Origin of the sequence: Myroides oncorhynchi, from assembly GCF_020905415.1 — a bacterium.
GTDB lineage: Bacteria > Bacteroidota > Bacteroidia > Flavobacteriales > Flavobacteriaceae > Flavobacterium > Flavobacterium oncorhynchi_A.
Genome location: NZ_JAJJMP010000001.1, coordinates 1,387,799 through 1,411,134, shown reverse-complemented (window position 1 = coordinate 1,411,134; position 23,336 = coordinate 1,387,799). Strand labels below are relative to the sequence as shown.

The following is a 23,336-nucleotide window of genomic DNA, read 5'->3' as shown; positions in this document are numbered from 1 at the left end:
GAGCCAAAAAAGAACTTCCTTAAGCAAAAAAATCCTCCCATAAACCTTTACTTACACAACTAAAAATGGTACAATAAAAAAGAGAGCCTATCTTGGCTCTCCCTCTCAATATGAAATACAACAACAACTTTTATATTAAAATACTCTTCTTTGTTTGCATAGTGTAACTAGAAGAATAAATCGTATCGACAAACCTCCACTCTGCCTTAGCTCCTACAGAAGTATAATCCACATATAGATAACCTCTATCAGATAGATTAACATACTCTAATTCATCTATTAGCATAGGCATTACTTGCTCTAATTGTCTTGCTTGAGACATATCATTAGACAACCCTAAATAAGTTTCCATACCAGGAGAACTGATAGAGCTAGTTGCTAACTCATATCCTACTACCTCACCACTTTGCGTTTTCATTTGGCTATACCACGCATTATGAGTATCGCCCGCAAGTGTCATAACTTTTTTACCTTTACACAAACTATATAACTTCTCTCGTTCTACTGCATACCCATCCCATGCATCTAGATTATATGGCAATACTGTTGTGATTCTAGCCTTCTCTACCGCTGTCAACGTAGGATCCCCTTTAAGCATACGGGTCTTTAAGACTACTAACTCACCAAGTGTTTTTTGTAAAGCATCTAATGATGATGCAGATGCACTACCTGCCTTCTCTATCTCCGCCATAATCTGATTAACAAGCATCAGAAACTCCGTAGGTACAAGCATCTTAGCCATCAATACTTGTTGTCCTAATACTTGCCAAGTAGCTTTACTATTACTCATTTGCCCCACTAACCATCCTAATTGCTCTTGTCCCATTAGTTGGCGACTAGGATTCATATACGCCTGCATAAATTTGTTTTGATCAAAACCTTCACTTGAGAAATAGTCATCATAATTTAACTGTTTATCTCTCGCTATCACTCGGGTATCTAACATGTGAAGTGATAAGATATTACCAAATTCGAATGATCTATATATACGCGTGTCCTTACCTGTCTTTAATGGAATAAATTCACTATACGCTTGTAAAGCAGCACGTTTTCTTACCTCAAAACTCCCCTCAGTATCTGGTTGATGATTCTCCGCCCCATCTTTATAAGTATCATTTGCTATCTCATGATCATCCCACACACAAATAAAAGGTTTCTTCTGATGAGCCAACTGCAAGTTCACATCACTTCTATATTGTTTATATCTTTCTCTATAATCTTCTAGAGAAACAATTTCTTTATTTGGTTTGTGCGCTCTATTTAGTGAAGCTGTATTCACATTAGTTCCGTATTGTCCAGGTGCATACTCATAGATATAATCTCCTAAGTGAATAATCACATCAACGTCAGACTTAGCCATATCAGCATATATATTAAATAATCCTGCTGGATAATTAGAACATGAAGCCACAGCGAGCTTAACATTAGATACATTATCTGTATAAGCAGGTAATGTGATTGTCTCTCCTATAACCGATGTGTCTTTAGTAGATTTATTATAGAATCTGTAATAGAACTTACTATTAGAAGGCAGCCCTTGTACTTCTATAGCAAGTGTATGATCAGTTGAAGATGAGATTAAAGCAACGCCCTGGCGTACCACATCCTTAAACGAAATATCGCGTGCCATCTGCCAGTTAACTTCTAAATCCGCCTTAGCATAACGTGTCCAAATAATAACACTTGTACTGGTAGGGTCAAAACTAGCCACTCCGTAATCAAAGTTTCTAATGGTTAAATCTCCTTCCTGTTCTTCAGTAGAGGTATTATTATCATCGTTAGAACAGCTAACAATAATCGGTGCTAAGAATATACTGCCTGAGGCTAATAAAGAAGAACGTAAGAAATTCCTTCTATTTAATTGTGGTTGTTTCATAATTCAAAAACTTTTTACAAAACAATACTTATAGTATTACTAAATAATTAATCTCAAGTTAACTATCAGTAATATTAACCGTTATCATGTTAATAAATAGCTTTTAAGTTATTTATCTCTTCTTTTGTGAAATGTCTCTCTATAATGCCCATTATTATCTTTAGCGATAATACTTATACTTCCATTAATCTCTAAAGTGGCTAATTTAACTTGTTTAAAGTACTCTACACCATGTTCATGCATAGCCTCTGTTAGTTCATCAGAAGTAATACCTAACTGAGTAGCTTTTGCAAAGTCTACTACACCGTGTTGAATAATGACTTCAGGTTTTTGTTGTAATAATCGGTTCACAAAAGCATTGCGTGCGATAAGTCTTTTCATTCCATAGTTAACTGAAAAGAGAATAAACGCAGCTACTATTCCTCCTTCTAAACTAGTATTAGGTCCTACCATAGCATTCTGTACCGAATTGCTAATTAGTAGCATCAACACCACGTCAAAAGTATTTAATTGAGACAATTGTTTCTTTCCGAATACACGCATTGCTATAATCATAAACAGATACACTGCAATACTCCTCACGACAATATCTAAATACTCCATATATTCTACCTTTTACATCAAATTTAAGTAAAAAGGCGAAGTACAATGTACTTCGCCTTCTTTAATATCTATCTAAAAGAATTTATTTACTTATATCTTTAGCTTAAAGATTAAGTGTTTGATTCTTATCTGATCTCACTTGATAACCAAAACGAAGTGTTTTACTCTCATTTGCTTTAAGTTTAAGATCCCATTTCACTAACCCTTTCTCTGTATTCACAGTTCCTGATGAAGTATCAGTTAACTCTATCTCAATATCTTTATTAGAACTAATAGGATACTGATCCTCTACCTGTATCGTTACTTGCTCTGCCTTATTATTGCGAAGAGCGATGTCATACACAAAGTTTTGAGACTTCTTAGAAGACAGTATTTTAGTACCAGACTTGTCTTTCATTAAAACACGAGAAACAGACACTTTAGGGTCTTTACCCATATTCAATCTCATTTCATCTTCCGTATTTGCAGGGTTAAGACTTGTCTTACCTACATATACACCATCAAAGATTACATTAGCTTCACCTGCTAATAGATTATAGTTACCATAATCTTTAATCGTTGCTACTAGATAAGCATTCTGATCTAACTTCGGTGCCACATAGTATTTATATTCTGCGGGAATAGAGAAGTCATTTAACGTCACACTGTGAGATTTGTTGTTAGACATCACTGTATATGGGATACTAATATCAAATGACACATTTAATTGAGACTCATTGACTTGGGTAAAGCTACTCATCGTACTTTCTTCATATACTATAGATTTTTCAGCTTTAGCATCAGCTAAATAAGATGTTGACACACTCTTTAACTCATCAGAAGAAACTCTTTTATTAGCACTATTTACCCCATACACTCTGACACTTAGCGCATTAGAAACAGAATTATTATAATCAAGGAACCAAGTTCTCCAAGTAGGAATAACATTACTCTGATTAGCTACTCCACTAGTCAAACTCAGGTTCACACCTCTCCAGTCAATACCAGAAGACTGCTTTACATCCGCTTTATAAACCACTTTCACAGGAGAGTTAATCTTATCCACTCTCAAGTCATAAAACGGTTTCCAAGCGGCAGCTTGAGTTAAGTATTTAATCTGAAAAGGTACTTCACCCTCTTTATCATTCATCACCTGTATGATGAGTTTTCCCTTACTTGATTTCTCACTTTTACCTTCATTAAACGCAAGTTTATCCTTTAGATTAACAAGTCTAACATTCAAGTTGTCTTTCTTCTCATTTAGCTTATCTAGCTCAGTACTCAGCTGCAATCTTTTGGTTTTATAATAATCTACCATTTTCATTACTTCAGCTGTGGTTGTGCCATTATCACCACCTACTTTCTGATTCATATCTAACAGAGACATTGTTCTACTCTCTGCGTCGATAGCGTTATTTACCTTTTTTAGCTCTGTCTCCACAAGCTTGATACTATCTCTAACAGGTTTAAGCAATGGCGAATCCACAGCGCTATCATATTCCTCTACATACCGATTACTGTACTGTATTGCCATTACTGTTACATCTGATATAGAACCGACCTGTATAGTCGCTTCATTTAGATAATCCGCCACATTAGTAAACACCACTTCTGATGTTCCTTTAGGCAGTTTTACTTTTGCCTTATGTGTTAGTTCCGCACTATTAAAATACACACGGGCACTCTCTAGTTTAGCAGGTGTAAACACAGGCTTCTGCGCCCAAGTCACAATACTGCATAAAGCCAGTACAACAATAGTTAAACTCTTTTTCATAGTATTACAATTTAATTTATCCGAAGAGGTATTCTACTACATCTTCGATCTTAGTTACGAGTACAACTTTAATACCTCTACTCGAGTGACTAATCTTGTTATATTTTGAGACAAAAATAGTTGAGAACCCTAATTTCTCAGCTTCTTGTATACGTTGATCTACTCTATTTACAGGTCTTATCTCTCCAGATAAACCAACTTCACCCGCGAAGGTAAAGTCTTTGCCTATTGACAGGTCTTGATCTGAAGACAAGATAGCAGCTACAACTCCTAAGTCGATCGCTGGGTCATCTACAGTGATCCCTCCTGTGATATTAAGGAAGACGTCTTTCTGTCCTAATCTAAATCCTGCTCTCTTTTCTAATACAGCCAAAATCATATTTAAACGCTTCAGATTATATCCTGTCGCACTACGCTGTGGCGTACCATAAACAGCAGAACTAACTAACGCCTGCACCTCTACCATCAGAGGGCGCATACCTTCTAATGTAGCTGCGATAGCAGTTCCTGATAATTCTTCTTCCTTATGTGATATAAGTATTTCAGAAGGATTAGATACCTCTCTCAAGCCACTACCTTGCATCTCGTAAATACCAAGCTCAGCTGTAGAACCAAAACGGTTCTTATTCGCTCTAAGTATGCGATAAACGTGATTTCTATCTCCTTCAAATTGTAGCACTGTATCTACCATATGTTCAAGCATTTTAGGCCCTGCAATACTTCCATCTTTCGTAATATGTCCAATGATCAGTACTGGTGTCCCAGTTTCTTTAGCAAACTTGGTAAGTTCAGCTGTGCACTCTTTAATCTGAGAAACAGTTCCTGCAGAAGATTCAATATATTCTGTATGTAGAGTTTGGATAGAATCGATAATAAGCACATCAGGTTGTATCTCTTCTATCTGACGAAAGATGTTCTGTGTATTTGTCTCTGTTAGGATATAACAGTTATCATTCACTGGATTAATGCGCTCAGCACGCATCTTAATTTGCTTTTGACTTTCCTCTCCAGATACATACAATGTCTTAAAAGGCAGTCTCAGTGAAATCTGTAATAATAAAGTACTCTTACCAATACCAGGTTCTCCACCCAATAGCACCATAGACCCAGGAACTAGTCCTCCACCTAATACTCTATTAAGTTCACCATCCATCGTATTCATACGAAGTTCTTCTGTACTATCAATATCTCGAACCTTAAGAGGTTTCGCTACTTTTTTTACACTATTAGGAGAGCTACTAACAGCTTTCCACGCTGTCTTTTCTTCTTTTTGAACTACCTCTTCTACAAGTGTATTCCACTCTTTACATGCATTACATTGTCCTTGCCATTTAGCGTATTGTGTACCACAACTTTGACAGAAAAAAGCCGTCTTAACCTTTGCCATTACTCTTATAGTTTATTATCAAATGTTTCAAATTTACAATATATACCTTTATTTCATACGTTATATTAAAATTATCGAATTGCACATTAACGTATACCTTACTTGTTATATTATAAAAAAAATATTAATTTTAACAAAAAAATATGAAAAAACTATTCACTATTGGATTAACCCTATTGCTAACAGGGTTTACATTTGCCCAAGATATTAGAACCAAAAAAAATAAAATCTTATTTGACAAAAAAGAAATAGCTCAAATAACCAGTAAAAAAGGCATCTATACGCTTAGTGACCTTGAAGGTAAAACAGTCCTTGTCATAGAGCCTGTCAAAATAGAGATCACAGCTAGAAAGGTAATGACTTACTATTTAATAGAGTTACCTGATGGTTCAAAAAAGACAAGAATAAATAACCCTGGTAGTCAAAATGCCTTCTTCCCAGAAAAAAAATTGTTAACTGACTATACCTTCGGACCATTTAAACTATTGACTGCTGATGGACTTGACTTAAGTGTTATAGACCAAATGTTTGAAAGCGATCAAACTGAATTAGAAAAAATGCTGGAATATAGATTAGAAAGTAGAAAAAACGCTACTGAGCATAAAAAAATATTTTCAGACTCAAGAATATCTTTTAATTCAGAAAACCCTACTTCTTATGGTTATATCGTAAACTTTAATGACTATATCGTACTTGGGTATATCACACGAAGTACAGAAGAGCTTCAAAAGAGATATACTGTAAAGGATAAAAACAACAATGTCCTAGCAATATGGAATGCACGTGAAGATAATATGTTACGAATCACAGGAGTTGATGAAACATACTATATACATCACAGTAATGCTACTAAAGACACGACCCCTTTAATGTTTGATGATTTAGCACAAATTATGCTAGGCCATTTAGTAGAAAAAGGCCTTATAGTGGTTCCTACAAACAAGTAATCCCATGAGAAATATCTGCTTATATCTACTATTATTACTAGGATGGACTAAAGTAGCATTCGCTCAAGAGTTCATTGCTAAGTATAATAAAAAAGCAACTGTAACTGCTTATGGAAGTCAATACTTAATAGTGTATAACAACAAAAAAAACATTGAGATACTAGATGCTTCGGGCAAATCTATTCTAAAAAAAGGCATTGTCAACGACAAAGTGATTATAGATCGAACTAATGGTACGCTCCTTTATGGAGGAGCACCACTAACCTTTAGGAATGGATGGATCAATGATATCTTTACAACTGAGAAAGTACTTTATGATATAGCGACTACTACTGAGAAAAGCACGACTTACACTATAGGAACATTTAATTCTAAGGAAAACACTACTAGTACTACTGTACTAGATCTAACGACTAAGAAAGTTGGTATCATCTCTGCAAATGCTCAAATAATAATACCTCCTATCTATGATGGTATTTGGTTATATGACAAATCATCTAACTACTATCTAGTTATGGAGGAGAATAAATACTATCTAATAGACGAGAATAACCACAATATATTAGGTCAAAAATTTGTTCAACCTTCTTCAATTTATAAAGATAAAAAAACTCCTAAAGCGTATCACATACCTAATCTAAATACAACCATATTAGCTTCATTAGATGGAGTTAAAGTTGGATTATATGATTATATAGCCAAAACATATAAAGTACCTTTAAAACATAACTCTATAGCTTTAGTAGGAGAAGACTTACTATTAGCTCAAACTGATAAGTATCTCGAGTTCTATAATACAGATGGCAAACTGTTATATGATAGTACTTTTAAGATAGACGCGATACTAAAACATCACTATTGGGGAGCTAATAGACTTATCGTAGTTAAACAAGAAGGCAATCCTGAGAAAGTTAATTTAATACATAAAGACTTGCTTTGGTTCGAGTCAGACTATACCCCTGAGAATATCTCATTTTTACCTACTCAAACTAGTAATCCTCTTCTAGGTGGTACTTATGATTCTAAGTATCAATACATCTATGACCTAGATAAAAACATGGAAGTAGCTAGATTTAATCATACTGGTTTAACAATAGAATCCGCTAATTACCTAGAAGATAATACTCAATATTTAGCAATTAAGTTTAAACACACGAATAGTGATTCAGAAATAGGTTACTATAATACCAAAACGGCTTGTTTATTAATGACCCCCAAAGATGCAACGGTAGAAATAGTATCAGTGGATATCACTAGACAAAGAGCCTTTTATGTTATAACTTATAAAGAAGGTATAGACATAGTCACTAAAGTACTGATCGATTGTAATAAGGTAATATTACCTCCTCAAAAAGCAAGTACAGTGAACTTTGATGTAGATAATAGAACTTTTTTAATACACCTCAAGACATCAACACCTCAAATGATGAATGGGGTTAAATATGCCGACAATGTAATCACTGTAGAAACTAAAGCGTACGACTCTAAAGGACAATTAATATCAAAATAAAATTATAATGAAAAAAATATTACTACTTACTCTTGGGTTAATGAGTACAGTTGGATTTGCTCAGAAACTAGTTGCCAAAAAAGATGGTATCTATATCGACAAAGAGAAAACACCTATCGTAGCTTATGAACTCAATAAAAAGGAACTTACATTCATAGATAAAGATAAAAAACCAGTCTTTATGATTACGAATGCTCAACATACTACTAAGAATGATGATGTCTATCGCTGGGTGACCTTAAAAAACTTAAGTACAAATGAATCGAACGACATTCCCTTAGAAAGTAAAGATTTCTTTGGTAACATTGAAAAACAAGCACTTAACTACACTACAGAACGTGAACCTATCATTATCTCTAAAGACGGTATAAATATCGACAATCTAAAACTTCATATCGCTTCTACTAAAAGAGACATGAGAGATTTAATGAAAAAGAAAGATGATTCAATCGCTCAGATTACTATTCGTGGTTATGAAATCTTGAAAGAAAGAAACATCAGAATAGAAAAAGACAATACCATTACTGAAGATGGTAAAGACATCGGGATCTTCGTCATTGAACATGCAATGCTAAGAACTGAGAATACTTATGCCTATTACTTATATACTGGTACAGGGGATAACAAGGCTTTATATGCAGCATGGATAGGGGGTACCGCATTTCCTAGTAAGAACTTTACTCCTTATACATCTATAGGAACAACATACTTCAGCTTAAGAGCTTTTGATGGTACTAGCTACAATGTTGGTGATGTCTACTCAAACAAACAGAATACTCAAGATCTAACTAAAAACCCACTTGCCCGTGAGATCTTAGCTACATTATATGGCTACAACAAGAACTTAGCAAATGGAAAAGTAGAAATAGCTGATTTTATAGTTTTAAAAGAAAAACAAAAACAAGAAGCTATTGAGAGAGAAAAGGAAGCAAGAAAAGGAAGTGAAGGTTACATTACAACTCCTACTGGTGAGAGAATAAATGGTTTAATAACTGTCGGGGATACTAGAAACGTTTCTTTAGTTAATCCAGAGGAAATAGGAAATCTAGCAAGAGTAACTTATAATGACGATGCTGGCCAAGAACAACAACTAACAATAAATGCAAATGAGCCAGGTTATACATTTACAACCACGTTGAATGGTGCGATGAAGACTTTTAAAGGTTTAGATGTATCCTTCGGTAATACTCTCTCTTTTGCATCTGTAACAAGTAGTATAACTCTAAGTGGAAAAACATTCTATGAGCTTTTATATGAAAATGAGACCGGAGAAATCTATTCTTACCTACAAAACAAAAAACAATTTGTAGTTAAACTACATAATCAAGAAAAAGGCTTGTACCTAAAAGATGCCAAAAACAAGAAAAAATCACACAAAACTATCCGCACTTACTTAAACTGTCAAAATATAAATCTTGATGGTCTAGAAGAAGGTACATTAGATGGATTAAAAGAACTCTTAAAGAGATATGAAGAAACTTGTAAGTAACTTCAAAATCATAAGTTAGCCAACACTAATTAATAAAAAGAAACTACTAAAGGGTTTATAGAATCGAGATGTTCTATAAACCCTTTTTTATAAATCAAATTTACAACATATCTCATCAATTCAGACTTTCTATAAATATTAGTAAATAAAAATATTTTGAAAAAGATAAAAAACAAATTACTTTTAACATAAAAATGAAAAAAAATAATCATTTTAACTCTAGTAATTTTACTTAATGGATTATCTTTTGGACAAAAGATAAAAAGAAAAAATATTGTTTAACAATAACAAAATTGCTCAAATTACAAGCAAAAAAAGAATCTATACTATAAGCGATCTAGAAGGAATTCCTCTCCTCAATGTACAAGCTATAAACATCGAACTAACAGCGACAACTACAACCTTATACTACAACATATCTCTACCTGATGGTTCCAAATCTAAAAACATAAGGAACATATACGATAAAAATGCATTTACACCAGAAAAAAAACTTCTGCTAGACTTTGCTTATGGGTCCTACAAATTATTAACTCCCACAGGGTTAAACCAAAGTGCAATTACTTCAATGTTTGAAAGTGACCAATCAGAACTAGATGAGTTACTAGAATATAGATTACAATACAGGAAAAACGTTGAAACACATATCAAAATATTCCAAGATTCTAAGTTAATTTTTGATGACTCCACAACAAATACATTTGGATATAAAAAGGGATTTGATGAGTATATAATTCTAGGCTATATACAACGCAAGATAGATAATGCTCAAAAGAAATATACAATAAAGGACAAAAAGAGCAATGTCATAGCTACTTGGAATGCCAAAGAAGATAATATGTTGAGAATAGAAGGATCAAGTGATCTTGAATATATACATCATTCTAATACCACTACTGACGACAAAGAACTAGATGATGACAACCTTGTAAAAGCTATGTTAGGTTATCTTATAGAAAAAAGTAAAGTAAGAATTCCTAAACATATATAACAAAAAAAGACCTACTCGCTGAGTAGGTCTTTCTATATCTATTATTAGCTATTAGTTAGCTAATATAATAATCTTATTATCGCTTAATTCGATAGTTCCAAGATTGATTGCTAAGTGATAAGTATCTTTAGCTACATTCTCAAATTTTGAGCTAAACTCTGGTTCAATAGAGATGTTTTGCCCTGTGAACTTTACACTTCCTTTTGTTAGGATAGAAACAATAGGAGCGTGATTATTTAACATCTGAAACTCTCCGTTTGCTCCTGGAACTGATACTGAAGTAACCTCTCCAGAAAATAAAGTAGCCTCAGGTGATACAATTTCTAATCTCATGTTGATCTCTTTAAAAATTAATTAGATTATATTTCAGCAAGCATTTTCTCTCCAGCTGCAATCGCTTCTTCGATTGAACCTTTTAAGTTGAAAGCCGCTTCTGGTAGGTGATCTAATTCACCATCCATAATCATATTAAATCCTTTGATAGTCTCTTTAATATCAACTAACACACCTGGGATACCAGTAAACTGCTCAGCTACGTGGAAAGGTTGAGATAAGAAACGTTGAACACGACGAGCTCTGTATACAGCTTGTTTATCTTCTTCAGATAACTCTTCCATACCTAAGATCGCGATGATATCTTGTAATTGTTTGTATTTCTGTAAAATCTCTTTTACTCTTTGAGCACAAGCATAGTGGTCTTTTCCTAAGATCTCTGGAGTCAAAATACGAGAAGAAGACTCTAATGGATCTACTGCAGGATAAATACCTAACTCAGCAATCTTACGAGATAATACTGTAGTTGCATCTAAGTGAGCAAACGTAGTTGCTGGTGCAGGGTCAGTTAAGTCATCCGCAGGAACGTAAACCGCCTGTACAGATGTAATAGATCCTTTTTTAGTTGAAGTAATACGCTCTTGCATAGCTCCCATTTCAGTAGCTAATGTAGGTTGGTAACCTACTGCAGATGGCATACGTCCTAATAATGCAGAAACCTCAGAACCCGCTTGCGTAAAACGGAAGATGTTATCAACGAAGAATAATACATCTTTACCTTGATCATCACCAGCACCATCACGGAAGAATTCAGCGATAGTTAATCCAGCTAATGCAACACGTGCACGTGCTCCTGGTGGCTCATTCATCTGACCGAATACGAAAGTAGCTTTCGAATCTCTCATTCCTGAACGATCTACTTTAGATAAATCCCATCCTCCATTTTCCATAGAGTGCATGAAATCATCACCATATTTGATAATACCTGATTCTAACATCTCACGTAATAAGTCATTCCCTTCACGAGTACGCTCACCAACTCCAGCAAATACTGAAAGTCCACCGTGTCCTTTAGCGATATTATTAATTAATTCTTGAATCAATACTGTTTTTCCTACTCCAGCACCACCAAATAAACCAATTTTACCACCTTTTGCATAAGGCTCGATCAAATCGATTACTTTGATTCCTGTGAATAATACTTCAGTTGAAGTAGATAAGTCTTCAAATCTTGGAGCTGGACGGTGAATTGGTAAACCACTTTCACCTTCTTTAGGTAAGTTTCCAAGACCGTCAATAGCGTCTCCTACAACATTAAATAATCTACCGAATACATCTTTCCCAATTGGAACTTGTATTGGTGAACCTGTAGAAACCACTTCATATCCTCTACTTAAACCGTCTGTAGAGTCCATTGAAATTGTTCTTACTGTATCTTCTCCAATATGAGATTGTACCTCTAGGATTAATTTAGTACCATTTGGTTTTGTGATTTCTAATGAATCATAAATCTTTGGAAGTTCGGCATTTGCAGTGTTGAATACTACGTCAACTACTGGCCCGATAACTTGCGCAACTTTTCCTGTAACTTTAGACATTGCTTATGTATTTATTTAACAGCTATTTACGTTTATTGAAAAATTCTACTTTTTCAGAGTGCAAAGATAGTTTTTTTCTCTGAATATTAAAAAGTTTGAAATTTTATTTTATATAAAAAAAAGCGAGCCCGAAAAAGGCTCACTTTTTTAGTATTATTCAACCGTCACAGACTTTGCTAAGTTTCTAGGTTGGTCAACATTACACTCTCTTAACACAGCAATGTGGTAAGATAAAAGTTGTAATGGAATTGTCGTCAATATTGGAGTTAATGCCTCTGAAATACCAGGTACTTCGATAACATGATCAGCAAGTTCTCTCACTTGTCTATCTCCTTTAGTTACTACAGCAATGATTTTACCGTTTCTTGCTTTAATCTCCTGAATATTACTCACTACTTTATCATAGTGGTCTTGACTAGGAGCGATAACGATTACTGGCATATGCTCATCGATTAAAGCAATAGGCCCGTGCTTCATCTCTGCTGCAGGATATCCTTCTGCGTGAATATAAGAGATTTCTTTTAACTTAAGAGCTCCCTCTAACGCTACTGGATAATTATACCCTCTACCTAAGTATAAACAGTTAGTAGAGTCTTTGTAAACCTTCGCAATATCAAGAATCTCTGGATTCTGTGTCAATGCTTCTTCTACACGTTCTGGAACTAATTCTAATTCGTGTAAATATTTTAAATACTCTGAATTTGCTAAAGTCCCTTTTGCCTTAGCTAACCTCAAAGCAATTAATGTCAATACCGTAATCTGAGTAGTAAACGCTTTTGTAGAGGCTACCCCGATCTCTGGACCTGCATGCGTATATGCACCAGCATGTGTCTCTCTTGCAATAGAAGATCCTACTACGTTACAAACTCCGAATACGAATGCTCCTTTTTCTTTCGCTAATTTAATAGCTGCTAATGTATCAGCTGTTTCTCCTGACTGAGAGATAGCAATTAATACATCACTTGAATCTATGATAGGATTTCTATATCTAAATTCAGAAGCATATTCTACCTCTACTGGGATTCTTGCAAACTCCTCGATTACATATTCTGCTACTAAAGCAGCATGCCATGAAGTACCACAAGCAGCGATAATAATACGCTTAGCATTTAAGAACTTATCAATATTATCCTCTATCCCAGCCATTTTGATTAGCCCTTGATCAGCTAACAAACGACCTCTAAATGTATCCTTAATAACTTCTGGTTGCTCATAAATCTCTTTAAGCATAAAGTGGTCATAACCATTCTTCTCTATTTGCTCTAAGTTTAACTGCAACTCTTGAACGTAATGCGTAACTAAAGAGTCATCTTTAATCTTGCGAATACGCAATGGTTTGTGTAATCTAATAATAGCCATCTCTTCATCTTCTAAGTAAATAGCATTATTAGTATACTCTATGAAAGGAGAAGCATCAGATGTAATAAAATACTCATTCTCACCAATACCGATAGCTAATGGACTTCCCAATCTAGCTGCGATAATTTCATCTGGCTTCTTGATATCCATTACTGCGATAGCATAAGCACCTATCACTTGATTTAATGCTATCTGTACAGCTTTTCCTAATTTTACACCTTGAGTCTTTTGAACATCCTCAATTAAGTTAATTAAAACCTCTGTATCTGTTTCTGACTTAAATGTATATCCTCTCTTAATCAATTCTTGTTTAAGAGTATCATAATTCTCTATAATTCCATTATGAATAAGAACCAGCTCTCCAGAGTTAGAGAAGTGAGGGTGCGAATTCACATCATTTGGAACACCGTGAGTAGCCCATCTTGTGTGCCCTATACCTACTGTTCCTTTTTTTACTTTATCAGTACTTTTTTCTTCTAGATCAACTACTTTTCCTTTCGTTTTACAAAGATTTATCGTCTCTCCATCAAATATTGCTAGACCTGCAGAGTCATATCCTCTGTATTCTAATCTTGTTAAACCTTTAATAATAACCGGAAACGCATCGCGATGCCCTATATATCCAACAATTCCACACATAGCTGTTACTTTTTATTTTTAGCTTTAGTATAATAAATTTCTAACTTCATTCTTTTGCTCTCATCAACTGCATTTGCTCCATGAAGTACAACTCCTACTGGACAACTTACAGAAAGTGATGGGATAACATTTATATTAGTTGGGGTGTTATTTATTACATTTCGTGTTTTTTGATTTGTATATCCTGCTACAGCATAATTATTTGCTACTATTAAACCTAGCTTAGGACTAACATTATTTTTACTTTTTAAAAGTCCTCTAATGTGATCCGTAACTCTAAATCTATAATAATATCCTTCTTTGTTATTCTCTTTATCTTCCTTCACAAAGATACCTCCATAACCATATTTTAGATATTGTGCTGTACTTACAGCATCGTTTCCAAAATCTGTCAGAACCATACTATTATCAAAATCATACAAGAATAGGCGTTCTGGGATAGGTAATCCTGACATGCGTTCTTTATCCACAAAAACAGTTAAATACGCATCGTTTAATAGTCCACCATCCTCTTTTATAGCTTTTAATTCCTTAAAATCATCTGCTCTAAAAACTTCCAAAACGGCCATACTACCTTGTCCTCCTCTAAGATAAATACTTTGATCTCCTTGTTCTTTATTAGCATTACTTACACCTGATTGATATCCTCCGTCGTTTAACGTATTAAACACATTAACACTAAACTTCTTAGATCCTATAACATTCGTTCCTATACTAATTGAAAGCTCTTTTCGTTCACGTGTAATTGTCTCTTTTCCATCCGCATCAGTCGTTTTTTTATCATCGTGAAGAATAACTACCATCTTAGCTCCCGTAAGATTTAATAACCCTACTACACCTTTACTTCCATTAGTTGCTTGATTAGTTTTAAGATAAAACCCTTTAAACAATTCATTAAAGCCATTGACATCAGATAGCTTAGATTTGTTCTCCGTTATGAATTTTTCAAAATAACTTTCATTTAAATCCAACCACATACCAGGGTTCAATCTCTCTTTTATCAGATGATCACCTGTTTTTTCATCTTTAATTGGGTTACCATCCTTATCTTTTTTATAAATAACGATTTCACTATTGTCAAAAGAAAAATTTGTTTTCTTATTCAGAACTTCACCTACTTTATTGCTATCAAATGAACTTCCCATATCAGTATAAAACTTAGATATTGATCCATCAGACAAATCAACATCCATTAAGTGATACTTGTTTTGATAAACTTTTAAGTCAATAGACCCCTCTCCATATACATTTTTCAGTTTATATTTATTTACTTTTTCTTCTACTTTATCAAACTGAGAAAAATATGGTATATAAACATATACTGAATCCACTTTTACATTATCACCCACTCCAGACACAACAGTACTTGACTCATTTAGCTGCAACACTAGATCACTACTTGTAGCTCCAAATACTCCATTATCTAAATATCCAAAAGGAACTTCTATTAATCTACTACCATCTACCGGACCATAAGTTTGATTATATGCTTTAAAATCATTAACTCTATACGATACAATATCGAAGTCTCCACCTCCTACTAAGTCATTACCTGTTGATGTATAATCACTTTCACAAGCTTGTAAGGCAAATAAGCCTAAAACAAGAGATATTCCTTTTACAATTTTTTTTTGGTTCATCTAGTCAATCCAATATATTTGGGTTATTACAATTTTATATTGATGCAGTTCTTAAAAAAACTTCTGATAAAATTCAGTATAGGCTTGTGCAAACTCATCTTTAGCTACGAAAGGTAAAAAAGGTTTTTCAGAAGACTCTATAAATTTTGTTAAAGTTGAACTCACTTCTTCTGAAGCCACTATTACACCATCTGAATTTTTAATAGCATTCTTCATGATGTTTTCATACGTAGGATTAGTAAAATCATTAACAATATCCTCCGAGAAACCATCGAATGCAATTTTCTCCTTCATTGTTGCATCTAATACTCCTTCGAATCCTTCACTAAATATAGAAGTAACTACTTTAGTATCTGAAAAAATAGCTTCATCTTTATAATAATGCTTTAAATAAGTTGGTAACAATGACGCCATCCAACCTTGTACATGTATCACATCGGGTACCCAGTTAAGTTTCTTAACTGTTTCTATTACACCTTTTGTAAAGAAAATAGCTCTCTCATCGTTATCGGGATATAATGTCCCATCTTCATCTGAGAATGTTGATTTTCTTTTAAAATATTCGTCATTATCTATAAAGTAAACCTGAATTCGCTCTTTCGGTATAGAAGCTACTTTAATAATCAATGGCATATCCATGTCATTAACGACTAGATTCATACCAGACAGTCTAATAACTTCGTGTAATTGATGTCTTCTCTCATTTATACTACCATATCTAGGCATAAAAATTCTTATCTGTCCGCCTTGATCGTTAATCATTTTTGGAGCATCATAAGACATTAATGAAACTTCGTTTTCAGCTAAATAAGGTACCACTTCAGATGATACGTATAATATCCTCTTTTCTTTCATCTTCAATTATAATTTCTGTGTTTGAAATAAATAAACATTGCAAATTTACAAAAATTTATGCAGTTATTTTCTAAATAACTAATTTTGCCATTATTTTAAACACGAAGCTAATGTTTCTTTTTAGTACTAAAGCCGAATTACAAGCGTATCTAAAACCGTTTAGACATGCTAATAAGGCAATTGGTCTTGTACCAACAATGGGGGCTATTCACAATGGGCACCTTTCATTAATGGAACAATCTTTAAATGAAAATGAATGTACCGTAGTAAGTATTTTCGTTAATCCGACGCAATTTAATAATGCTGATGATTTAATAAAATACCCTCGTACTTTAGAAAGAGATAAGGAGATTATTAAGTCTCTTTCTGAACAAATTGTAATATTTGCACCATCAGTTGACGAAATTTATGGTGGAAATACTGTAGCCCAATCATTTGATTTTGATGGACTAGAAAACGAAATGGAAGGTGCTTCACGCCCAGGCCATTTTGATGGAGTTGGAACCATTGTAAGTAAATTATTTGAGTTGGTATCACCAACCAAAGCTTACTTTGGAGAGAAAGACTTTCAACAATTACAAATTATTAAAAAGATGGTTGATAAACTCCATATTGCAGTACAAGTAATCGGTGTTCCCATTTTTAGAGGTCTTGATGGCTTAGCCATGAGCTCGCGTAATGAGAGAGTTTCTATTGATGGATTAAAAAAATCCACTTTCTTATATCAAGTGTTACTAAAAGCCAAGGAAGTATTTAAAAGTGAAAGTATTTCTAAAGTTAACGATTTTGTAGAGAGTGAATTTAAAAATAATCCTAACTTTGAACTCGAATACTTCACTATTGCAGAAGAGGCAACTCTAAAAACAGCTACTGCAAAAGATCCTAATCACAAATATAGAGGATTCTTAGTGGCTCATATTGAAGGCGTTCGATTAATTGACAATATATCTTTTAACTAAAACTCACGCGAAATGCAAGTTGAAGTAGTAAAATCAAAAATTCACCGTGTAACTGTAACTGGAGCAGATCTACACTACATCGGAAGTATTACGATTGACGAAGTTTTAATGGAAGCTTCTAACATCATAGAAGGCGAGAAAGTTTCGATTGTTAACATTAACAATGGAGAACGTTTTGAAACTTACGCTATTCCTGGCCCAAAGAATAGTGGAGAAATCTGTCTTAACGGTCCAGCAGCACGTAAGGTACACAAAGGTGATATCATCATCATTATTACTTATGGCATTATGGACTTCGAAGAAGCGAAGACATTTAAGCCTTCTATCGTATTCCCAAATGAAGAGACCAACACTTTAACTTAGCCTCTTTTTGAAGAAGAATATCAGTAAATTGACTAATATATTACTCCCACTCTTGTTGGGAGTTTTTTTGGTATATTATGCTTATAATCAGTTTACTGACCAACAAATAGAGGAGATGAAATCTCAATTTAGTGGTGCTAATTACAACTATATTCTCATCTCCTCTTTCTTTTCATTATTAAGCCTTTGGGCACGTGCCTATAGGTGGAAGTACGCACTTAGCTACATGGGACACCACGTCTCTACCTCCACTAATTTTATGGCTATTTCTATCGGCTATCTTTTAAATCTTACTGTCCCACGATCAGGTGAAGTCTCACGTGCTATCATTCTACAGAAGTATGAAAAAGTACCTTTTGACAAGGGCTTTGGTTCTATCGTATCAGAGCGCGTAATAGATCTTATCTGTTTACTACTATGTGTATTAGCTGCTTTATTACTACAGTATAGCGTTCTTAAAGACTTCCTATTATTAAAAGTTCCTGTTGAAAAACTAGCCATTCTAGGCACTATAGCTCTTTTAGGTCTATTAGGTACCATAGCAATATTTTATTATAGCAAATGGAAAGTTGTAACTTTTATCAAACAGAAAATTAAAGGGTTAACGGAAGGTATCAGTAGCATCTTTAAGATGCCTCATAAAGCAGCATTCCTATTCCATACTTTTCTAATTTGGTTTGGGTATATCGCCACGTTTTACTTTGGTACACACGCCTTAGAAGCTACTAGCACACTAAGCATTCCTATCGTCATGTCCGCATTTGTAGCGGGTAGTTTTGCTGTATCTTTTACCAATGGAGGCTTCGGAGCATTTCCTCTAGTTATCGCAGAGTTACTATCTCTTTATGGTATATCTTTTGTCTCGGGAACAGCATTTGGATGGATATTATGGACTACACAGACAGGTATAGTAGTCATACTCGGAGCATTATCATTCTTAGTCTTACCACTGTACTATAATCAAAAGAAAAACTAATCTCACAACCCCTCATCATAAAAAAAGTACCTATCTAGAAAACTAGACAGGCACTCTTCAATAGTACAAACCAGTAAATTGGTATAATGACGGTATAAACAGCGCTATCAGTTATAAATCATTATTTCCTTATAGGTTACTTCTTCGTGGGGATTTTTTATTATTTTAATATTGTGCAATTAAATAATTGATCATATCTGTAGTTGTAACTATTCCTTGTAATACATTGTCTTTATCTACCACTGGAAGTGAGTGAAACTGTTGTTTTGAAAAGATCTCTGCTACATCTTTAATACTAGTATCATCCATTACTACAATCGGATTCTTTGTCATCACATCTTCTAATTTATAAGCATCATAAATAGCATCTAATGCATTCTGGTCTAAATCATTGGCACCATATCCTATTTTTAAGATATCATTGCTACTGATAATTCCCACTACATTCTCTGCTTCGATAACAGGAATATGTCTAATATTATATTCTACTAATAATTGGTTTACTTCACTTAACTTTTTATTAGTTGGCACAGCTATAAGTGCTTTAGACATAATTTGAGATACAGGTACTCTTTGTTTCATAGTGCTATAGTGTTTTATTGTTCTACTACAAAGATTGCACATACAAATATCATAATACATGATAAAAAGCAGTTTTTAATAAGTAATATTGTCGTAATTTTTATAGCATAGTCCTCCTCTTAGCATAGGATATTCACTAAAAGTGAATATCCTATGCTCCCCACACTATCCAATTCCCTATCAATGCTAGAAAAATCAAAATTGTTATAATTTTTCGCAATCTCCCTATAAAAACGAACCCATATTTTATCTAAATTGCCTCATATTTAACAACTTATAAATGTAATTTATGGCAACAACAAACACCTATCTAACATTCGACGGAAATTGTGAAGAGGCATTTAATTTCTACAAATCTGTATTCGGAGGAGAGTTTATGTACTTGGCTAAATTTGATAGCATACCTGATAGTCCAGAATTCACTGTCCCAGCAGAGGATAAAAACAAAATAATGCACGTCTCTTTACCTATTGGTAAATCTATCCTTATGGGAAGTGATAATACATGTAGTAGTCCAGCTCCATTAGTACAAGGAAACAACTTCTCTGTATCCATATCAACAGATAGTCAACAGGAAGCAGATGATTTATTCTCTAAGATCGCTGTAGGTGGCACTGTTATTATGCCAATCGCAGATATGTTCTGGGGAGATTACTTCGGAATGATACTAGATAAGTTTGGTATTCAATGGATGGTGAACTTCAGTAGAGACGGACAGTACTAATATTATCTTTAGTCTTAACTACCTTATCCAAATAGTAGCTGGTACATAGGGATTATTAATAACTCAAAAGAATGAGGTATATATCAAATAAAAAAGCCAGTCATAAGACTGGCTTTCATGCTGCTCCCTCTCTTGGGCTCGAACCAAGGACCCTCTGATTAACAGTCAGATGCTCTAACCAACTGAGCTAAGAAGGAAGGTTATAAATTACCTTTATTGCATTGCAAATATAGGTAATTTTAAATAATTAAAAAACACTTTTTCGAGGTTTTTAGCGACTTTAACGCTATTCAGTCCTCGTAAAACTCAAAACACGCTCAAAATCAGGTATAAGTAATTTAAACTTTTTTAAATATATTTTTTATTAAGTGCTCAAATTAACTCCTAGGCAATCAAACAACACCCAAAAAATCTTCGCACTACCACTAAAAACAACGTGAAAAACTTAAAAATTATAGTCCTAAAAAAGAAAAGGATAATACTATAAGACACCATAAACGGATCCACAGCCAGCTATATAAAATAAAAAAGCCAGTCTTACGACTGGCTTTCATGCTGCTCCCTCTCTTGGGCTCGAACCAAGGACCCTCTGATTAACAGTCAGATGCTCTAACCAACTGAGCTAAGAAGGAAGGTTATAAATTACCTTTATTGCGGTGCAAATATATAACGTTTTTTAGTTTCTCCAAATAATTTAAATAAAAATTATAGACTTTTTTATTCCTCGCTCTTCAAGGTCGGAAGACCCAATTTATAACGGGTTGCTATTAAACGAATTACAAAAACAGATACAGCGCAAAAAAGTTGTGTAAAAATTATACCTACATTGAAAAAATCTAACACATAGTAAATCATCACTCCAAAAATACAAGTCAACGCATACCATTCTTGTTTAAAAATAGCTGGAATCTCATTAATCATAATATCCCTAATAATTCCTCCTACAACTCCTGTAATAGTTGCCATAATTACAACCACCCAAAACGGATACCCTAATGACATCGTCTTCTCAGTACCTACAACTACAAATAGTCCCAAACCAATACCATCAAACCATAAAAATGTATTATTTAAATGCACTAATTGTCGCCTAAAGACAATCACAAATAACAGAGCTACAATAGTACACCATATATAAACACTGTTTAACATCCAAAAAGGAGTAACTCCTAATAACAAATCTCTTAGAGTTCCTCCACCAGTCGCAGTAACAAATCCTACGACAACTGCTCCAAACCAGTCAAGGCTTTTTGCAGATGCCATACGTATACCTGATATCGCAAAAGCACATGTCCCGAAGAACTCAATAATATCTACAAAATGTATTGTAGTCCAAAATTCAATAAATTTATCAAGCATACTACGACAATATAAAAACCGTACTATTTAATTACAACTGATTTCTTATTCACAAATGACAATAATCCTTCTTTTGCCATCTCCCTACCTATTCCAGAAAACTTATTACCTCCGAAAGGCACTCTTGGATCAGAGATTACCATTTCGTTTATAAAAACGGCTCCCTCGTCAAATTCGTGTATCTTAGATTTCAAAAACATAACATCTTTACTAAACATTGCTACTCCCAGCCCAAATCTAGAATCATTACTCATCGCTATAGCTTGGTCAAATGTATCATAACCTACTATAACAGCTAGTGGGCCGAAAGTTTCTAACTGAAAAGCTGGCATCTGATCTGTAACATCTGTAATCACTGTAGGTTCAAACTTCGCTCCATCGCGCTTACCACCAGTTAATATCTTCGCTCCCATCTGTACTGACTCCAACATAATAGTCTCTAACTCTACAGCGAGATCCTCTCTAGCCATTAAACCTATCCCAGTGTTATAATCCATTAAGTCGCCAAACTTGATCTCTTTAACAGCTTCTACGAACTTCTCTGTAAACTCTTGTTTAATACTATTTTGTATCAAAAATCTCTTCCCTGCTATACAGCTCTGCCCCGTGTTTTGAAACCTTGCATTTATAGCTATTGGAATAATCGAATCTATATCCACATCCTCTCTTATAATAAAGGCATTACTTCCTCCTAATTCTAAGACAGTAGGTTTAATCAACTCCCCTGCTTTCTTCCCTACAGAACTACCTGCAGCCTCACTTCCAGTCAACGATACCCCCTTAATAATTGGTGATTCGATAATACTATCCACCTCTTTACCTGATACTGTAATATTAAAATACACTTGGTCAAATCCATCTACATTAAAACACTCTTCCAATGCTTTAGCACTTAATGGTACATTACTTGCATGCTTAACCACTACGGTGTTCCCTGCTAGCAAAGTTGGTATAGCAAATCTAAATACTTGCCAAAAAGGAAAGTTCCAAGGCATAACACCTAAAATCACACCTAGTGGTTCATTTACAGTATATGTTTCTGTCCAATCTGTTTTGATGGTACGCCCCTTTAATAACTCAGCTCCATTCTCAATATAGTAATCAATCAGACGAGCACTTTTCTCAGTCTCCGCTACGGCTTGTTTAATAGGTTTATGCATATCTAATGTCATACACTTTGCATAATCCTCTAAATTCTTTAACAACTTGGCTTTGACTTTCTCAAGATATATCACTCTCTCCTCTACACTGACTTTCTTCCAACCTAGATAAGCTTCATTTACCTTATATAGAGTATCTGTAATTGTTGTGTTCATGTATTGAATATTTACTTTTCTCTAAAATTAATAATTGTTTTGATTATCCATAGTGTTCTAATCAATAAAATTTGATAACTCAACTAAATTAGGTAAATTAGTATCACATTAAAACGAAATGACTATGAAAAGAAATC

20 protein-coding genes and 2 tRNA genes are annotated in these 23,336 nt (G+C 34.1%); 8 read left to right on the top strand and 14 right to left on the bottom strand.

Going from position 1 to position 23,336, the window contains the following annotated elements:
* Positions 1-130 precede the first annotated feature (130 nt).
* The 4 genes from LNQ81_RS06215 to radA all read right to left on the bottom strand — a co-directional run bounded on the left by LNQ81_RS06215 (position 131) and on the right by radA (position 5,619).
* Positions 131-1,876, bottom strand: a complete 1,746-nt coding sequence (locus LNQ81_RS06215) for an alkaline phosphatase D family protein (RefSeq protein WP_229945286.1) — start codon at positions 1,874-1,876, stop codon at positions 131-133.
* Positions 1,877-1,984: 108 nt separating this feature from the next.
* The gene (locus LNQ81_RS06210) at positions 1,985-2,479 is read right to left on the bottom strand and encodes a DUF421 domain-containing protein (RefSeq protein ID WP_229945285.1); all 495 of its coding nucleotides are present in this window, start codon (positions 2,477-2,479) and stop codon (positions 1,985-1,987) included.
* A 103-nt stretch (positions 2,480-2,582) separates the two neighbouring features.
* Positions 2,583-4,232 carry a DUF4139 domain-containing protein gene (locus LNQ81_RS06205; RefSeq protein ID WP_229945284.1) on the bottom strand — a complete coding sequence of 550 codons (1,650 nt, stop codon included), beginning with the start codon at positions 4,230-4,232 and terminating at the stop codon, positions 2,583-2,585.
* Between the two features lie 16 nt (positions 4,233-4,248).
* Complete coding sequence (gene radA / locus LNQ81_RS06200; protein ID WP_229945283.1) at positions 4,249-5,619, bottom strand: DNA repair protein RadA; 1,371 nt, start codon at positions 5,617-5,619, stop codon at positions 4,249-4,251.
* Positions 5,620-5,762: 143 nt separating this feature from the next.
* Between radA and LNQ81_RS06195 the strand changes: the two genes are divergently transcribed.
* The 4 genes from LNQ81_RS06195 (at position 5,763) to LNQ81_RS06180 (ending at position 10,556) form a co-directional block, all read left to right on the top strand.
* Entirely contained in the window at positions 5,763-6,566 is an 804-nt protein-coding gene (locus LNQ81_RS06195; RefSeq protein ID WP_229945282.1) for a hypothetical protein, read from the top strand.
* A gap of 4 nt (positions 6,567-6,570) precedes the next feature.
* The gene (locus LNQ81_RS06190) at positions 6,571-8,076 is read left to right on the top strand and encodes a WG repeat-containing protein (protein ID WP_229945281.1); all 1,506 of its coding nucleotides are present in this window, start codon (positions 6,571-6,573) and stop codon (positions 8,074-8,076) included.
* A gap of 7 nt (positions 8,077-8,083) precedes the next feature.
* Positions 8,084-9,565, top strand: coding sequence for a hypothetical protein (locus tag LNQ81_RS06185; RefSeq protein ID WP_229945280.1), 1,482 nt, complete (start codon positions 8,084-8,086; stop codon positions 9,563-9,565).
* 274 nt (positions 9,566-9,839) lie between these two features.
* Positions 9,840-10,556 (top strand): hypothetical protein, encoded by a 717-nt coding sequence (locus LNQ81_RS06180; protein WP_229945279.1) that lies wholly within the window; start codon positions 9,840-9,842, stop codon positions 10,554-10,556.
* Between the two features lie 51 nt (positions 10,557-10,607).
* Here the strand turns inward: LNQ81_RS06180 and LNQ81_RS06175 are convergent, their stop codons facing one another.
* The 5 genes from LNQ81_RS06175 to LNQ81_RS06155 form a co-directional block, all read right to left on the bottom strand.
* Positions 10,608-10,889 (bottom strand): F0F1 ATP synthase subunit delta/epsilon, encoded by a 282-nt coding sequence (locus LNQ81_RS06175; RefSeq protein ID WP_229945278.1) that lies wholly within the window; start codon positions 10,887-10,889, stop codon positions 10,608-10,610.
* A 26-nt stretch (positions 10,890-10,915) separates the two neighbouring features.
* Entirely contained in the window at positions 10,916-12,427 is a 1,512-nt protein-coding gene (gene atpD, locus LNQ81_RS06170) for a F0F1 ATP synthase subunit beta (protein ID WP_229945277.1), read from the bottom strand.
* Between the two features lie 153 nt (positions 12,428-12,580).
* Complete coding sequence (glmS, locus tag LNQ81_RS06165) at positions 12,581-14,425, bottom strand: glutamine--fructose-6-phosphate transaminase (isomerizing) (RefSeq protein WP_229945276.1); 1,845 nt, start codon at positions 14,423-14,425, stop codon at positions 12,581-12,583.
* A gap of 5 nt (positions 14,426-14,430) precedes the next feature.
* Positions 14,431-16,065 (bottom strand): DUF4270 domain-containing protein, encoded by a 1,635-nt coding sequence (locus tag LNQ81_RS06160; RefSeq protein WP_229945275.1) that lies wholly within the window; start codon positions 16,063-16,065, stop codon positions 14,431-14,433.
* A 51-nt stretch (positions 16,066-16,116) separates the two neighbouring features.
* A complete protein-coding gene (locus LNQ81_RS06155) occupies positions 16,117-16,920 on the bottom strand; it encodes a glycogen/starch synthase (RefSeq protein WP_229945274.1) in 804 nt (267 codons plus the stop codon).
* A 110-nt stretch (positions 16,921-17,030) separates the two neighbouring features.
* Between LNQ81_RS06155 and panC the strand changes: the two genes are divergently transcribed.
* The 3 genes from panC to LNQ81_RS06140 are packed head-to-tail and all read left to right on the top strand — an operon-like array spanning position 17,031 to position 19,218.
* Positions 17,031-17,879: a pantoate--beta-alanine ligase gene (gene panC / locus LNQ81_RS06150; protein ID WP_229945273.1), complete on the top strand. Its 849-nt coding sequence runs from the start codon at positions 17,031-17,033 to the stop codon at positions 17,877-17,879.
* 12 nt (positions 17,880-17,891) lie between these two features.
* Positions 17,892-18,242, top strand: a complete 351-nt coding sequence (panD, locus tag LNQ81_RS06145; RefSeq protein WP_121964619.1) for an aspartate 1-decarboxylase — start codon at positions 17,892-17,894, stop codon at positions 18,240-18,242.
* A gap of 7 nt (positions 18,243-18,249) precedes the next feature.
* Complete coding sequence (locus tag LNQ81_RS06140; protein WP_229945272.1) at positions 18,250-19,218, top strand: lysylphosphatidylglycerol synthase transmembrane domain-containing protein; 969 nt, start codon at positions 18,250-18,252, stop codon at positions 19,216-19,218.
* Positions 19,219-19,383: 165 nt separating this feature from the next.
* Here the strand turns inward: LNQ81_RS06140 and LNQ81_RS06135 are convergent, their stop codons facing one another.
* Positions 19,384-19,800: a CBS domain-containing protein gene (locus tag LNQ81_RS06135; RefSeq protein WP_229945271.1), complete on the bottom strand. Its 417-nt coding sequence runs from the start codon at positions 19,798-19,800 to the stop codon at positions 19,384-19,386.
* Positions 19,801-20,089: 289 nt separating this feature from the next.
* Here LNQ81_RS06135 and LNQ81_RS06130 point away from each other — a divergent pair, with 289 nt between their 5' ends.
* The gene (locus LNQ81_RS06130; RefSeq protein ID WP_229945270.1) at positions 20,090-20,524 is read left to right on the top strand and encodes a VOC family protein; all 435 of its coding nucleotides are present in this window, start codon (positions 20,090-20,092) and stop codon (positions 20,522-20,524) included.
* Between the two features lie 123 nt (positions 20,525-20,647).
* On the opposite strand, the gene LNQ81_RS06125 is transcribed toward LNQ81_RS06130, so the two are convergent.
* From LNQ81_RS06125 to LNQ81_RS06110, 4 genes are all read right to left on the bottom strand, one after another.
* Positions 20,648-20,721: transfer RNA gene (locus LNQ81_RS06125), tRNA-Asn, on the bottom strand.
* A gap of 361 nt (positions 20,722-21,082) precedes the next feature.
* Positions 21,083-21,156, bottom strand: a tRNA-Asn gene (locus LNQ81_RS06120).
* An 85-nt stretch (positions 21,157-21,241) separates the two neighbouring features.
* Positions 21,242-21,883: a trimeric intracellular cation channel family protein gene (locus LNQ81_RS06115; RefSeq protein WP_229945269.1), complete on the bottom strand. Its 642-nt coding sequence runs from the start codon at positions 21,881-21,883 to the stop codon at positions 21,242-21,244.
* Between the two features lie 23 nt (positions 21,884-21,906).
* On the bottom strand, positions 21,907-23,199 hold the full coding sequence (locus LNQ81_RS06110; protein ID WP_229945268.1) for an aldehyde dehydrogenase family protein: 1,293 nt from the start codon (positions 23,197-23,199) through the stop codon (positions 21,907-21,909).
* Positions 23,200-23,336: the final 137 nt, after the last annotated feature.